Below are 14865 nucleotides of genomic sequence, written 5' to 3' on the forward strand. Positions count from 1 at the left end.
CGCATGAGGACCACCCCACGCGGCGTCGTCGCCGCCCGCACCGCCGCAGCCCTCGCCGTGACCCTCGCGGGCACGCTGGCACTGGGCGCCGCACCGGCGTCCGCCCTGAGCACCACGGACGACGGCGCCATGGCCGCCGCCGCGGATGCCGCCGGCCGCCCGGCCGGCCACCACCGCACCTTCGACCTCCAGGCACACCGGGGCGGCATCGCGCTCACCGTCGAGAACACGCTCCCGGCCTTCGACAACGCCCTCGCGCTCGGGGTCAGCACGCTCGAGCTGGACGTGCAGATCACGCAGGACGGGTATGCCGTCGTGACCCATGACCGCGACCCGAGCCCGGCCAAGTGCGTCGACACCGAGCCGGCGTTCCCGGGCGACCCCGAGTTCCCCTACGTGCCGAACAAGACGTACATCAAGGACCTCACGCTCGCGCAGGTCCGCACCCTCGACTGCGGGTCGCTGCGCCAGCCGCAGTTCCCCGGGCAGGAGCTGCACCCGGGCGAGCAGATGCCGCTGCTGTCGGAGGTCCTGGCGCTGGTCAACCGGCACCGGGCGCACCAGGTCAAGCTCAACATCGAGACCAAGGTCGAGGCGGGCGCCCCCGAGCAGACGGCGCCGCGCGAGCAGTTCGTGCAGGTCGTCGCCCGTGAGGTGCGCAAGGCGCGCCTGGTCGACCAGGTGACGATCCAGAGCTTCGACTGGGGCTCGCTGATGCGGATGAGCCAGGTCGAGCCGCGCTTCGGCCTGGTGGCGCTGACCAACGGCCAGCAGTTCCTCCAGGTCGGCGTCGAGGGCGCGTCGCCGTGGCTCGGCGGCCTGGACATCGACGACTTCCCGGGCTCGATCCAGCAGAAGTTCGTCGCGGCCGCCGCCTCGTTCGACGCCGACGCCGTCTCGCCCGTGCACGGCGACCCGCAGGGCGGCAGCGTGTCCGACCCGGGCTACGTCCCGTTCACGACGCCCGAGCTCGTCCGCGCCGCGCACCGCGCCGGCATGGCCGTGATCCCGTGGACCGTCGACGACCGCGCCACGATCGAGTCCCTGATGGACATCGGCGTCGACGGCCTCATCACCGACCGGCCGGACCTGCTGCGCACGATCATGGCGGAGCGCCACCTCAAGCTCCCGAAGCGCTACTGACGCGCGCGGGTCAGCCCGCGGCCGTGTCGTGCTCGCCGGTCCCGGCGCGGGGCGCTGCCCGACGGCGTTCGCGGCGTCCGCGGGCCAGCTCCGTCGCCAGGGCGTCGAGCGGCTGGGCAAAGGTGTCCTCGAAGCGCGCGAGCCAGGCCTGGGCAGCGGCGGTCCCGGCGTCGTCCACGGCGTAGAGGCGGCGCGTGCCCTCGGCGCGCACCCGCACGAGCCCCGCCTCGCGGAGCACCCTGAGGTGCTGCGAGACCGCGGGCTGCGTGATGCGCACGCGCGCCTGCAGCGCGGTGACCAGGGCCCCGGCAGGCTGCTCGCCCGCGACGAGCAGCTCCAGCAGCCGACGTCGGACCGGGTCGCCGAGCGCCTCGAACACACCGGCCCGGGCCGCGTCGAGCGCGCCGGGGGGACCGGCGTCCGGTCCACCGTCGTCCGCCGGCGCGGCCGCGGCCGGCACTCAGGCCTCCGGCGTCGGGGGCGGCGTGGTGTAGAAGGCCAGCGTGCGCTCGCCCGCGGCCCGCGCCGCGTCTGCGTCGTCCCCGCCGGCGATCGCGGCGTCGGCCCAGCCGGCGCTGGCGTGCCGGGCGAACTCGACCCCTTCGGGGGAGAGGGCCCACGCCTCGGACTCCTTGGGGTCCATCGTGGCGCCGGTGGCGAGGTGCAGGCCCAGCCCGAGGAGGCCGAGGTCCCAGCCGACGCCGACGGCGCCCGGGCCGTACTGGGTCCAGAAGTCGGGGTCCACGGGGGACTCGTGCACCAGCTCGAGGGTGGTGCCGCCGTCGGCGGGCGTGAGGGAGACCTCCACCCACGAGACGCCGCCGCCGAACTCCCACGTGACGGCGAACGACTCGGGCGCGTCGCAGCGCTCGACGAGCCCGCCGGCGTTGCCCTCGAGCTGGTAGCGGCCGCCGACGCTCAGGTCGCCGCTGACCGGCATGAACCAGCGGGGGATGCGGTCGGGTGACGTGACGGCCTGCCAGAGGTCCGACTGCTCGGCGTCGTAGGTGCGCCGGGCGACGGCGATCTTGGTCGGGGTGCCGTCCCGGCTGCCGTCGCGGACCTCGCGGGAGACGAGGCCGGCGGTGGCGACGGGGTCGATGGTGATAGACATGCTCACTCCTTCAATAAGTAGACACTTATATTAGGTCACAGGTCCGGCCGGGAGGCAAGTGCCGAGGCGCGGGTGCCGTTGCGGTCCAAAAGAGTGTGCCAAGCGGCGACTGTGCGCGAGTGTCGGTGACGCGGAGTAGGTTCCGAGAATGGCCCCTGAGGAGAAGGCCCGCATCGCGGTGGTGCCCGCCACGGCCGACCGGTTCGACGACATCGCCCGCGTCCTCAACCCGACCGGGCGCGAGCAGGCGTGCTGGTGCATGCACTGGCGCGCCCCGGCCAAGGAGGACGTCACCACGCGCGGTGCGCGGCTGCGCGAGCTGACGGAGCAGGAGCCCGTGCCGGGGATGCTCGCCTACCTCGACGGTGACGGCGGTGGCGAGGTCGCCGGCTGGCTCGGCTTCTCGGTGCGATCGGCGGCGCGGTCGCTGCAGCGGTCGCGCGTGCTACCGGTGGGGGAGCCGGAGACCTGGCCCACCACCTGGGTGTTCATGTGCGTGACGGTGCGCGCGGGTCTCCGCAGGCAGGGGGTCGCCCAGGCGCTGCTCGACGCCGGGGTCGACTACGCCGCGGCCCACGGCGCGACGGCGCTGGAAGCCTTCCCCGTCGAACCCGAGGACGGGCGGCGGGTGCCGGTGAGCGCGGCGTTCGTCGGCACCGTGGCGATGTTCGAGCGAGCGGGCTTCGACCGGCTGGCGCCGACCGACGCCACGAGCGGACGGCTGACCCGCTGGCACATGCGGCGGGAGATCGCCGCGGCCTGAGGGCCCGCGGACCTACTCCTCGACCGGCACGACCACGCACAGCTCGAAGGTGTCCCGGCCCCGCCGCACCAGGTAGCGCGCACGGTAGGCCGCGGCCTCCGAGGCGTTCTCGTCCTTGAGGCTCCAGCGCACGTCGACCCACAGCAGCGCGTCGCCCACCTGCTCGACCGCCTTGATCTCCGGCACGGCGGCGACCAGCCCCTGCTCCCGGTAGGAGCCGAGCATGCCGCCGAGGCCGGCCCGCGCGGCCTCGGCGTCGGGCACCACGACGGAACGGTCGGCCTCGACGATCACCGCCGGTTGGGCGAGGCCGTCGGCCAGGGCGTCCAGGTCGCCCGTCCCGAGCGCGACGCCGTGGCCGACGAGGAACGCGAGCAGGTCGTCGTGGTCGTACGGGGTACTGGTCATGCCCTCACGGTAGCCGGGCGGCGTGCGCGATCGCCTGGTCCAGGTCGGTCCAGAGGTCCTCGACGTCCTCCAGCCCCACGGACAGCCGCACCAGGTCCGGCGAGATGCCCGCCTCCTTGCGGGACACCTCGTCCATGATCCGGTGGGTCAGCGACGCCGGGTGCTGGATCAGGCTGTCCACGCTGCCCAGGCTCACGGCCGGGGTGATCAGCCGTACGGCGGAGACCAGGGCCACCGGGTCGGCGGAGGTCTCGAACGACACCATCGCCCCGCCGATGCTCGGGTAGTGCACCCGGGTCACCCGCGGGTGCTCTCCGAGCCGGCGGGCCAGCTCCGCCGCCGTGGCCGCCGCCCCGCGCACCCGCACCGGCAGCGTCGCCAGGCCGCGGAGCAGCTCGTACCCCGCCATCGGGTGCAGCATGGCGCCGGTGACGAACCGGACCTGGCGCAGCGACCGGGCCAGCTCCTCGTCGCAGGCCACGACGCCACCCATGACGTCGCCGTGCCCGCCCAGGTACTTCGTGGCGCTGTGCAGCACCATCGCCGCCCCCTGCTCCAGCGGTCGCTGCAGCACCGGTGTGGCGAACGTGCTGTCCACCAGCACGGGCACCGGCGCGCAGGCGTCGGTCAGGGCCCGCAGGTCCACCTCGTCGAGCGTGGGGTTCGCCGGGCTCTCCACGACCACGAGCCCGGTCCGGCCCGTGATGGCCGACGCCGCGTCCTCGGGCGCCGCCCACGTCACCGAGGTGCCGAGCAGCCCGGAGTCGAGCAGGTGGTCGGTGGTGCCGTACAGCGGCCGCACCCCGACGACGTGCGGCCGGCCCGCCGCGACCTGGGTCAGCAGGCATGCCGACAGCGCGGCCATGCCGCTCGCGAACGCGACCGCCGCCTCCGCGCCCTCGAGCTCGGCCAGGGCGTTCTCGAAGCGGCGCACCGTCGGGTTGGCGACGCGGCCGTAGACGGGCGGACCGCCGTCGTCGCGCCCCTCGGCGAACTCGTCCAGGCGCGTGGCCTCGCCGACGACGTCGTACGACGGGTAGGTGGTGGACAGGTCGATCGGCGGGGCATGGAGCCCGAGCGCGGCGAGGTCGTCCTTGCCGGCGTGGACGGCGCGCGTGGTCCAGGAATGCATGCTCATGGGTGACTATCGGCATTCCTGCTGTCCGACGACGTCCCGGCGTGCTAGATATTCGGGCCATGACCCAGAACGTGCTCCTGGATTCGGTGGACCGGGCGCTGCTGACCGAGCTGCAGAACGACGGGCGTCTCTCCAACAAGACGCTCGCCCAGCGGGTCGGCGTCGCGCCGTCGACCTGCCTGGCGCGCGTCCAGCGGCTGCAGAACGCTGGAGTGATCCGCGGGTACCACGCCGCGATCGACCCGGCCGCCGTCGGGCGCGGGCTGCAGGCCATGCTCATGGTGCGGCTGACCACGCACTCGCGGCCCCTGCTGGGGCCGTTCGTGGAGTGGGTGCGGCGGCTGCCGCAGACCCGGGCCGTGCACCACGTGTCGGGGCCGGACGACTTCCTGATCAACGTGGCCTGCGCCGACACCGACGAGCTACAGCGCCTGGTGCTCGACCTGACGGCGCGCGGCGAGGTGGGCCGGGTGCAGACCGACCTGGTGTTCTCCTCCTGGACCTGCGGCCCGGTCACCCCCGCGGAGTAGCCCGTGTCAGACGTACGGGTCACCCGGGTGACCCGTACGTCTGACACGGGGCGCTACTGACGCCGCGGCGCGCGGGTGTTCAGAACGCCTGCGCCAGGAGGTCGGCGAACAGGGCGTCCGGGTCGACGTCCAGCCCGCGGGCGATGAACCAGTCGGACACGGTGCGGCAGTCGCGCAGCAGCACGTCGCTCGAGAACGGGTTGGCCGCCAGGTCCACGACCTGCGGCAGGTCGATGATGACCAGCCGCTCGCCGTGGGCCAGGATGTTGTACGGCGACAGGTCGCCGTGCGCGAGCCCGAGCCGGGCCAGCACGGACATGCCGTGCGTGAGCTGGTCCCAGTACGACTCCAGCAGGTCGTCCGACGGGCGCGCCCGGGTCAGGCGCGGCGCGGCGACCGCCTGGGTGCGGCCCAGCTCGTCGGTCTCCTCGGTGCCGATGAACTCCATCAGCACCTCGGTCCCGTCGATCTGCACGGGGTAGGGCACCGGCGCGCCCGCCGACCAGGCCTCGCGCAGGGCGATGAACTCGGCGTCGGCCCACTGGGTGGCCGACACCGCGCGACCCCAGGCGGACTTGCGGTCCTCCATGGCGCGCTGGTCGCGCGTGCGCCGCACGGTGCGGCCCTCGGTGTACTCGGACCCGCGGTGGAACTGCCCGTGCTCCAGGCTGCGGTACCGCTTGGCGACCAGCAGGCAGCGCGTGGCCGCCTGGTCGAGCGCCAGGTCCGGGGCGTCGTCGGACGTCGGGCCGGCGCCCTCCGGAACGGCGCGCTCCACGAGGAACGCGTCGGCCTCCTTCCCGGTCTTGAGGATGCCGAGCTCGGTGTCGAGCGCGGCGTCGCGGGTGACGACCCATTCCGGCAGCGGCTCGGGCCCGCGCTGCCCCTTGGCGACGGAACGCCAGGTGGACCAGCGCTGCCCGGGGCCGGGCTGGGTGGGATCGGTCTGGGTGGGATCGGTCTGGTCGTGGTCGTGCGCGACGACGCCGGACGGGTGCCGGTCGGCGCCGTCCTGAACCGTGCCGTCCCGCTCGAACGCGTCGGGCTCGTCGGAGCCGAACCCGTCGGCCTCGAACGTGCCCGGGTACGGGCCTTCGAGGTCCTCGCGGCCGGCCCGCACGCCGCGGGCGGACCGACGCTCGTCGTCGGCCGGTCGGTCGTCGGACTGCTTGCCGCCCCTGCCGGCTGCGCGGATCAGGACGGACTTCTTCGGTGCTTCGGGAAAACGGGGCAAGTCGGTGCTCCTTGATGCTGGAGCACCGCCGGATCAGTCCCGGGTGCTCCTGGTGACAGTGGCGTCTGCTGCCGCGAGGGCAGCTGCGCGAACGACGTCGTCCATCACTGCCTCCTTCCTGTCCGCACCGTGCCCGAACACACGTGCCGGAGCCGTTTCCACTACCTGAGCTGGCCGGTCAGCGAGCGCCTCAGGGGTTGGCCCGGTGACCGTGCGAGGAGCATGGCACGGGGCGCCGAGGAAGCGCACCTGTTTTTTCCGGGGCCGGTTCGGCACTTCGCTGAGCGTTCGGCAGTTGGCATCGAGATCGGCTCAGGCCTCTGCCGATCTCGATGCCAACTGCCGAGTCGAAAAGGCAAACTGCCGCGGTCAGGACGGCGGTAGCAGGGGGTTGACGCGCGCCCGCTGGAGCACGTGGGGTGGCAGGTGGGCTGTGAGACGGGCGAGCATTGAGGGGACGTCTCTGCGGTCGGACGCCGTGACGCGTTCCACGGCGACACCCGTCCGGCGGATCGCCTCGGCGCGCCCCTTCTCGCTCATGAACTCGCGCGCGGGGTCGTGACCGGTGCCGACGCCGTCCGGTCGGTACTTGATCAGGCCGTCGAACTCGACGCCCAGGTTCCACTGCTCATAGCCGAGGTCGGTGTGGAACAGGCCGCTGTCGGTCGGCACGGCCATCTGGGTGACCGGCCTGGGAAGGCCGGATCGCAGCATCTCGTAGCGCACCCAGGTCTCCCAGGGTGAGTGCGAGCCGCCGTCCGCCAGCTCGAGGACCAGCCGGGCGCGCCGGACGCCGCGCCGCTCGGCCCGGGCACCGAGCTCCACCAGGAGCTCGGCGCGATCGATGTCGTGGCTCAGCGCGAAGTCCGCGATGACGAGGGCCTCCAGCGGGTGCAGCGCCAGCGCGCAGTCCACGACGGTACGCACGAGCGACGTCACCGGAAGACCGTGCACGGTGGTGACGGCGTAGGCCGGGACGGTGCCCACGTGTCGGGCGATGTCCTTCGCCGCGCGGCTCGAGGGGCGGTAGCGCTGGTAGACGTGTGTGCGGTCAGGCACGGTCCAGACGGGGCACCCCAGAAGGAGCGCCGCCGTCGTGTGGCTGAACACCACGTTCGAGCGGAGCTGCCGGTGTAGCGCCCGGGCGCGGGCGAGCTCCCGGTTCCGCTTCTCGCGCGGAGCCGATGCGGGACCGTCCGCCCGGATGTCGTCCGGGTCGCAATAGGCACCCCGCCGGATGCGGGTCAACGAGCCCTGGCGGCTGGCGAGTGCCAGCTGATTCTTGTCCTGCTCGCGCGCCAGGAGCACTTCGGGGACGGCGACGCCGTCCTGGGTAAAGGTCACTTTCATGGACACGAGCGTGGCGGGCGCGCGCCGCTCAGGTGTCGCCGTGCCGGACGCCCTGTGCACCAGGTGGCTTCGACCCTGCCTGTGGTCGCACTCGAAGCGTTGCGCCTCGGTGCCCAGGGACGTCTGGGCGGCGTTCGCGATCCGGCCCCGCTACGCGACGAACGACGAGAACGGCACTTCGCGCCGGGGACCGGGGACCGCGTACTGGGCGCCGGGTACTGGGCAACGGGCACTGGGCGCTTTGCGCCGGGCACCGGTCGCGGGATCGCCGGCTGCGACAGAGCCCAGCAGCCCGCACGTTCGGCACTTCGCTGAGCGTTCGGCAGTTGGCATCGAGATCGGCTCAGGCCTCTGCCGATCTCAGTGCCAAGTGCCGAGTCTGCGGGGCAAACTGCCGACTTCCGAGCCCGGCGTCAGGAGGCTGCCGACCTCGCAGCACCTTGACGGACGCCGCGGGGTCAGCCCTCTTCCGAGTTCCAGGGAAGGGCGTCCTCGAACGACTGCCAGAGCGAGTCGGTCACGTCCTCGGTCGTGTCCTGGACGCCCTGTTCGAGGTCGTCCTGGATCTGCTCGCGCTGCTCCTGCAACGAGTCGCGGGCGTCCTGCGTGACCTGCTGCGCGTAGCCGACCACGCCCTGCACCGCGATCACGATGACCCACACGACGACGACCAGCCAGAACGGCCACGTGCGGCCGCCGCGGCGCGAGCGCACCGCGCGCACGAGGTTGACGAGGGCGGCCGCGATGATGCCGAGCAGCGGGATCGACAGCTCCGCCATGCGCGGCGCCCATTCCGGGTCGAGGCCCAGCGTCGCCACCGTGATGTCGCCGAGCGCGGCGAACAGGGGCAGCTCGGCCGCGCTGGGCATCGCGTCGAAGCCCGGGATCAGGCGCACGAGCTGGTAGAGCGCGATGAGGAGCAGCACGCGCGGGATCCAGCCGAGGATCACCGCGACGGCGCGCGGGCCGCCGTCGGAGCTCCGGTCCCGGTCGGCGCGGGCGTCCCGTTCGTCACGGGCGTCCCGCCGCGAGAGCCCCGCCGCGGGCCCGGCCGGCTGCACCGGTCCCGTCGGCTGGACCGGCCGGGCGGGCTGCACCGGCCCCGTCGGCTGCTGCACAGGCGGCTGGGGCTGCACCGGCCCGGTCGGCCGCTGCACGGGCTGCGTGCCGGTCGTCCCGGGCTGCTGCGCCGGCGACGGCGCCGTCCGCGCGCCCGTCGCCGCCGACCCCGGGCGGAACGAGGGGGCGACCTGCGTGGCCTGCTGGTGGGCGGCCGGCGCCACCCGCGGCGCGCTGCTGGTGTGCCGGCGGGGCGTGGTCGCGCCGGGTGTGCCGGGCAGCGGCAGGCCGTGGCGCTGCCGGTAGGCCGCCCAGCCCTCGAACGTGTCGGAGTAGCCCTCGGGCGTGAACGCCGGTGCCCACCGCATCGCGGCCCACAGGTAGTCCTTGATCGCGGCGGGCGCGCGCCCGCCGGCCCGCTGCGGCCCGACGGCGGCCAGGTACGTCGAGATGACCTCCTCGGCCGCGCCGTCGAACCCGTCGCCGTGCACCTGGTGCAGGCGGCCCATGAGCTGCTGGTCGTAGACCAGGTTGGTCATGGGTTCGCCCGGCTGCACGGGGTTGCTCGCGAGCACGCTGGTGGGCGCCACGGTGGCCGCCGCCGCGCTGCCCGTGAGCACCTCGGTGACCAGGCCGCGCTCGATCGTGGTGACCCCCGCCGCGGCGAGCAGCGCGGGGTCGAGCCGGGCGCTGTCGGTGGCGAGCTGGGCCACGGTGCGCGACAGGTTGTGCAGCGGCGGGCGGTCCTCGGGCCGGTGCCGCGTCATGGCCAGGATCAGGGGGAGCAGCCGCTGGTCCACGGGCCCGACATCGGCGGCCGTCAGATCGCGCCCCGCGAAGTTGAGGTCGTTGGGAAGCTGGCCCGTGGCGAGGAAGATCAGCAGGAGGCCCAGGCTGTACACGTCGGAGCGGGCGTGCGGCTTGCGCACGAACAGCTCGGGCGCCATGTACGAGATGGTGCCCGCCGCATGCGTCGACGTGGTGGTGCCGTGCCCCTTGGCGATGCCGAGGTCGATGAGCACGTACCGGTCGGGCGCGGCGATGATGTTGGCCGGCTTCACGTCCCGGTGCAGGAAGTGCTCCTCCTGCAGCACGGCGAGGGCGTCGAGCACGTCGTCCGCCACGCGCAGCACCTCGTGCACCGGCAGGGGGCCCTCCGCGGCCAGGCGCTGGGACAGCGTGGGACCCGGCACGAGCTCCATCGCGAACCACGGCGTGGGGGAGTCCAGGCCTGCCGCGACGAGCTGCGGGAACCCGCGTCCGGCGAGCCGCTCCAGCAGGGCCGCCTCGCCGACGAACCGGTCCAGCGAACCCGACTCGGTGTTGGTCAGCACCTTGAGCGCCACCTCGCCGCCCTGGCCCGTGGCCCGGTACACGTGGGCGAACCCGCCGTGGCCGAGCGAGTCACCGAGCTGGAACGGCCCGAGCACCTCGCCCGTCGCAGGGATGCGCGGCACGCCTCCGGGCACCCCGGAGCCGGTGTACGCGCCACCGGTGTACCCGGCTCCCTGCCCGACTGCGCCCCCGGGTCCGGCCACGCTCGTGGGCGCCACGTTCGCGGGCACACCGTTCGCCGTCCCGGACGGCCCGGTGGGCAGCACCACCCGCGTGGGCGCGGTGGGCGGCGGGACGGTCCGCGTGGGCGCGGGCAGCGGCGGCACTGCCCGCGTGGGCGGCGTCGGCACGACGGCGGTCTGGTCGCCACCCCCGACCGGCTGTCCGGCAGGGCGTGCGGCCGTCATGCGGGTGGTCTCGTCGGACAAGCAAGGACTCCTCAGCAGCGCACCGGAACTACCGGTTGGACGTGAGAAACGCTATCAGCGTCCTGCCCCTGACCGCGGTCGAAGTGCCCGACCCGTGACCTGGCCCGCTCAGCCGTTCCCGCCGGGCAGCGCGTCCTCGAGCTGGTCGTTGATGCTTTCCTCGACGCTCTCGGTCGCGTTCTGCCGGGCGTCCTCGACGCCCTTGTCGATCTCCTGCTGCACCGAGTCCTTCGCGTCCTGCTTGGCGTCCTCGATCTCCTGGTCCACCGTGTCCTGGACGTTCTGCTTCACGTTCTCCGTGGCGTCCTGGGCGTAGCCGACGATGCCGCCGACGGCGAACACGACGATCCAGGCGACGATCGCCAGCCCGTACGGCCAGATCGCCAGCGACGTGTTCAGTGACCGGATCGTGTTGAACAGGCCCGCGAGCGCGATGCCGAGCACCGGGATGGTCATGTTCGCGGCCTGGTCCGACCACTCGGGGTTGAGGTTGAGCATGCCGAGCACGCCGTCGCCGATCCCGCGGAACAAGGGGAACTGCGAGACATCGGGCATGACGTCGAACCCGGGGATCAGCCGGATCAGCTGGTACACGCTCAGCGCGAGCAGGATCCGCGGGATCCACGCCAGGACGGCGCCCGCCGTCGAGCCGTCCCCGCGGGAGTCGTCGTCCCGGTCGCGACGCTGCGGCGTCGGGTGGCCGGACTGCGGGCCGAAACCCTGCTCGAACGGGTTGGGCGGGCCCGCCTGCTGGCCCTGCTGCTGCCCCGGCTGGGGGTAGCCGGCCTGCTGCCCGTAACCCTGGCCGTAGCCCTGCTGTCCGTAACCCTGCTGCCCGGCCTGGCCCGGCTGACCGTACGCCGCGGTCTGGCCGTACCCCTGCTGACCCTGCTGCCCGTAGCCGGCCTGCTGGCCGTACCCCTGCTGGCCCTGCCCGTAGCCGGGCTCCCCGGGAAAGGCGCCGGGGGCCTGGACCTGCGTGGGCTGCTCGGTCTCGTAGGGCCGGTACGGCCGCGCGGGCGGCGGCGTCGCCGACCGGTAGTCCCGCTGCGTGCCCGCCGGAGGCAGGAGCTGGGTGGACTCGTCGACGGCGGAGGCGCCGCGCGGCGGCGGCATCACCTGGGTCGACTCGTCGACGGGCGAGCCGCCGCGGGGCGGCGGCATCAGTTGCGTGGACTCATCGACGGGGGAGGCGCCGCGGGGTGGCGGCATGAGCTGCGTGGACTCATCGACCGGGGAGCCGCCCTGGTTCCCCGGGACCCGCTGTCCGGCTCCACCACCCGGTGCGAATGCGCTCATCCGCTGGGTCGCGTCATACGATGACGGGGCTCCCGGCTGCCCCGGACGAGCCGGTGGTCGCTGGATCTGCGTCGGGTCGGCCGCCGGAGGAATTCGGCGGGTGGGCTCGTCGGACACGCAAGGGCTCCTCGGTTGTGGTCCCGGTTTCGACACCTGTTTGCGCGAGAACCTACCAGGTGGGGTGAATGCCCCGTTGGGGTGGCCAGCGGGCCGATCATGGCCGACGCTTGCTCTCGGGGGCGAACCCACGCTATGCCGCCTGCCCAGGAACTTCGGAGGAAACGCATGAGCTCTGACACCGTGCCACGCTGGCCTCGGATCGACGCGATCGTCCGCGAGGACGGTTCCGGCGAGGTGACGATCGACGGGACGTTCCACCCGATCGCCGCCGGCAGCCTGGAAGAGGCACGGGTGGAGGTCCTGCGCCGGGTCACGGAGAACGCCGTGCAGATCGGCAGGCCCGTGCGGGCCTCCGCGACCGGCCCGGAGGGGCTCTGGAACCTGATCGTGCACCCGGACGGGACCGTGGTGCCGGAGGAGGACGAGCTCGCGCCGCCGTCGTCGCCGACGCCGCAGGCGCCGCCCGCCTCCCCGCTTCCCGAGCCGCAGCCGGAGCCCTTGCCCGAGCCCCTGCCTCAGCCCGGAGCGGGTCCGGGGACGTTCCCGGCCCCCGCGTTCGAGGGCGTGCCGGTCGCGGACCTGGCCCCGGGCGGTGACACCGCCGCCCCCGAGGCGACCGAACCGATCGACACCGACACGGTGCGCCGCGCCCCGCGCGCGCCCGAGGGGTCGAACGGCGCCGGCACGCCGTCCGCCCCGGAAGGCGGCCCTGCGTTCGCGCCGGAAGCCCCGGCGTTCGCGCCCGACCCCGCGGAGAACCTGCCCGCTCCCGGCGTCGCGCCCACCATTCCTCTCCCGTCCGACGGCGCGCCCGCAGCCGGCGACCCGGGTGTCGCCGACTGGGTCCGCGAGAACGCGGCGCAGGACCTCCCGGGCAGCGTCCCGGGCGGGATCCACGGCGGTCTCGCGGGCCCCGTGCCCACGAACGGCGTACCCACGGCCGACTACGCCGGTCCGGACGGCGGGCTCTCCACGCCGCAGTCGAGCCCCACGCGAGCGGTCGAGGGTGACACGCCGCGCTCGCGCCGCGAGGCGCGGCAGTCGTTCCTCACGCACCAGCAGGACGAGGACCCGGCCACGCAGGGCTTCCGCGGGATGCTGACCCGCATGGGCATCCGCGTGGGCCCGAGCGAGTCGGAACGGCTCGAGCGCGCCGACGAGCGCGCCGTGAGCCAGCACTGGCCCGGCCCGCGCACCATCTCGATGGTGAACGGCAAGGGCGGCGCGGGCAAGACGCCGTCGACGGTGCTGCTCGCGGCGGTCTTCGCGCAGTTCGGCGGCGCGGGCGTGGTCACGTGGGACAACAACCAGACCCGCGGCACCCTGGGCTGGCGCACCGAGCAGGGCCCGCACGAGTCCACCCTGCTGGACCTGCTGCCGCAGACCGACCGGCTCCTGGGCCCGTCGGCGCAGGCCGCCGACCTCGCGCGGTACGTGCACCACCAGACGCGCGACCGGTTCGACGTGCTGCGCTCCAAGCCGATCGCCATGGCCAACGAACAGCGGATCGAGCCGCAGGACGTCGACGCGATCCACTCCGTGCTCTCGAAGTACTACCGGATGATCCTCATCGACTCCGGCAACGACGAGTCCGACCCGATGTGGCAGCGGATGATCGACCTGACCGACCAGCTCGTGGTCGCCACCACGACGCGCGACGACCACGCGGAGGCCGGGGCCCTGCTGCTCGAGGCGCTCGGCACCCGCGACGGCCGGTCGGCGTACCTGGCGCAGCAGGCGGTCGTGGTCGTCAGCCAGGCCGACCCCAAGGAGTCCTCGGGCGAGCTGGAGAAGGTCGCCGACGGGTACCGGTCGCTGGCCCGTGAGGTCGTCACCATCCCGTTCGACCCGGCCATGGTCGACGGGCACCTGCGGTACGGCGCCCTGCGCCCGGAGACCCGGCGTGCCTGGCTCGCCGCCGGCGCTGCCGTGGCCGGCGGCCTCTGAACGAGGGTCGAGCGACGTCCGGCCCCCGCCCGGCAGCGGGCGGGGGCCGGACGACGTCGTCGTGCCGGGCGGCTCAGCCCGGGAAGAGCCCGAGGAACTGGTACCAGACCGCCATCGTGTCGTAGCCCATCTCGTTCAGCAGCGCCCACACGATGCCGACGACGGCGTACAGCGACACGGGGATGAGAAAGATCCACTCCCGGACCGACCCGGCGTCGCCCAGGATCGGCAGCGACAGGTTGCCGCCCGACCGCCAGATCATGTCGAGCTCCAGGCCGCGCCCGTCGCGCATCCAGCGAGGGCTGCGGAACTTCAGCGGCCAGAGCAGCGGCACGCCGTTGGTGGTGATCATGTCGCCCAGGATGTGCACGGTGCAGCCCAGCGCCACGCTGAACGGCATCCAGAACCATTCCTCGGGCGCGAAGATCGCGATGAGCACTGCCAGCGTGATCGACGTGGTCCAGGGCAACAGCTTGGTGTCGCGCGTGATCTTGAGCGCCTTGAGGGCGAACGCGACCAGCAGCACGCACATGATGCCCGGGCCGATCAGGATCGAGCCGAACTGCTCGTTGCCCGTGTCGATGCTCAGGAAGCTGAGGCCCCAGGCGATCGCCGTGAACACCGCGACGCCGAGGATCGAGTGAGTGCCCTTGCGGTGCCCGCCCGAGACGGCCTCGATGCCCTTGACCACGACGTTCGAGACCGGCTTGAGCGAGTTCGCGATGGTGCCCGAATGATGGTCGGCGTCCGGCAGGAGCGCGGCTCCCGCGCAGACGAGGGCTCCCGCGACGACGCCCGTGTCGGTCACCCCCGGATACCAGCCGAACGCGATCGGCGTCGACGCCGTGACCGCTACCCAGGCCGCGGCTCCCGTCGCGGCGTGGTTGCCTCCCATCATGGTGGTGTGCGCTCCAGTTCCCGGGGTCTCCCCGAATCGGCAGTTTGGCCTTCTGACCAGGTCCGTTCCTGGCCGGGGCACACCCTAGCGCGGGCTACC

13 protein-coding genes are annotated in these 14865 nt (G+C 73.4%); 4 read left to right on the forward strand and 9 right to left on the reverse strand.

Features of this window, described 5'->3' with window-relative positions; all coding sequences use genetic code 11:
- Positions 1-3: 3 nt before the first annotated feature.
- On the forward strand, positions 4-1143 hold the full coding sequence (locus QRN56_RS22075) for a glycerophosphodiester phosphodiesterase family protein (RefSeq protein WP_285106879.1): 1140 nt from the start codon (positions 4-6) through the stop codon (positions 1141-1143).
- A 10-nt stretch (positions 1144-1153) separates the two neighbouring features.
- Here QRN56_RS22075 and QRN56_RS22080 read toward each other — a convergent pair whose 3' ends face one another.
- Both QRN56_RS22080 and QRN56_RS22085 read right to left on the reverse strand, forming a co-directional pair.
- The gene (locus QRN56_RS22080; protein WP_350224597.1) at positions 1154-1603 is read right to left on the reverse strand and encodes an ArsR/SmtB family transcription factor; all 450 of its coding nucleotides are present in this window, start codon (positions 1601-1603) and stop codon (positions 1154-1156) included.
- Entirely contained in the window at positions 1604-2257 is a 654-nt protein-coding gene (locus tag QRN56_RS22085; RefSeq protein ID WP_285106880.1) for an SRPBCC domain-containing protein, read from the reverse strand. It abuts the gene before it with no gap.
- Between the two features lie 148 nt (positions 2258-2405).
- Between QRN56_RS22085 and QRN56_RS22090 the strand changes: the two genes are divergently transcribed.
- The gene (locus QRN56_RS22090; protein WP_285106882.1) at positions 2406-3020 is read left to right on the forward strand and encodes a GNAT family N-acetyltransferase; all 615 of its coding nucleotides are present in this window, start codon (positions 2406-2408) and stop codon (positions 3018-3020) included.
- Positions 3021-3032: 12 nt separating this feature from the next.
- On the opposite strand, the gene QRN56_RS22095 is transcribed toward QRN56_RS22090, so the two are convergent.
- On the reverse strand, positions 3033-3428 hold the full coding sequence (locus tag QRN56_RS22095; RefSeq protein ID WP_285106884.1) for a DUF6841 family protein: 396 nt from the start codon (positions 3426-3428) through the stop codon (positions 3033-3035).
- A 4-nt stretch (positions 3429-3432) separates the two neighbouring features.
- Positions 3433-4566, reverse strand: coding sequence for a trans-sulfuration enzyme family protein (locus tag QRN56_RS22100; RefSeq protein ID WP_285106886.1), 1134 nt, complete (start codon positions 4564-4566; stop codon positions 3433-3435).
- Positions 4567-4625: 59 nt separating this feature from the next.
- Here QRN56_RS22100 and QRN56_RS22105 point away from each other — a divergent pair, with 59 nt between their 5' ends.
- Entirely contained in the window at positions 4626-5096 is a 471-nt protein-coding gene (locus tag QRN56_RS22105) for an Lrp/AsnC family transcriptional regulator (protein ID WP_285106888.1), read from the forward strand.
- A gap of 79 nt (positions 5097-5175) precedes the next feature.
- On the opposite strand, the gene QRN56_RS22110 is transcribed toward QRN56_RS22105, so the two are convergent.
- The 4 genes from QRN56_RS22110 to QRN56_RS22125 form a co-directional block, all read right to left on the reverse strand.
- Entirely contained in the window at positions 5176-6330 is a 1155-nt protein-coding gene (locus QRN56_RS22110) for a serine protein kinase RIO (protein ID WP_285106890.1), read from the reverse strand.
- 369 nt (positions 6331-6699) lie between these two features.
- A complete protein-coding gene (locus tag QRN56_RS22115; protein ID WP_285106892.1) occupies positions 6700-7680 on the reverse strand; it encodes a hypothetical protein in 981 nt (326 codons plus the stop codon).
- A gap of 458 nt (positions 7681-8138) precedes the next feature.
- Positions 8139-10502, reverse strand: coding sequence for a serine/threonine protein kinase (locus tag QRN56_RS22120; protein ID WP_285106893.1), 2364 nt, complete (start codon positions 10500-10502; stop codon positions 8139-8141).
- 108 nt (positions 10503-10610) lie between these two features.
- Entirely contained in the window at positions 10611-11666 is a 1056-nt protein-coding gene (locus QRN56_RS22125) for a hypothetical protein (protein WP_285106894.1), read from the reverse strand.
- 420 nt (positions 11667-12086) lie between these two features.
- On the opposite strand from QRN56_RS22125, the gene QRN56_RS22130 reads away from it, so the two are divergent.
- The gene (locus QRN56_RS22130) at positions 12087-13868 is read left to right on the forward strand and encodes an ATPase (protein WP_285106896.1); all 1782 of its coding nucleotides are present in this window, start codon (positions 12087-12089) and stop codon (positions 13866-13868) included.
- 73 nt (positions 13869-13941) lie between these two features.
- Here the strand turns inward: QRN56_RS22130 and QRN56_RS22135 are convergent, their stop codons facing one another.
- Positions 13942-14763, reverse strand: coding sequence for a metal-dependent hydrolase (locus QRN56_RS22135; protein WP_285106897.1), 822 nt, complete (start codon positions 14761-14763; stop codon positions 13942-13944).
- Positions 14764-14865 lie beyond the last annotated feature (102 nt).

The organism is Promicromonospora sp. MEB111 (genome assembly GCF_030209445.1).
Taxonomy (GTDB): Bacteria; Actinomycetota; Actinomycetes; order Actinomycetales; family Cellulomonadaceae; genus Promicromonospora.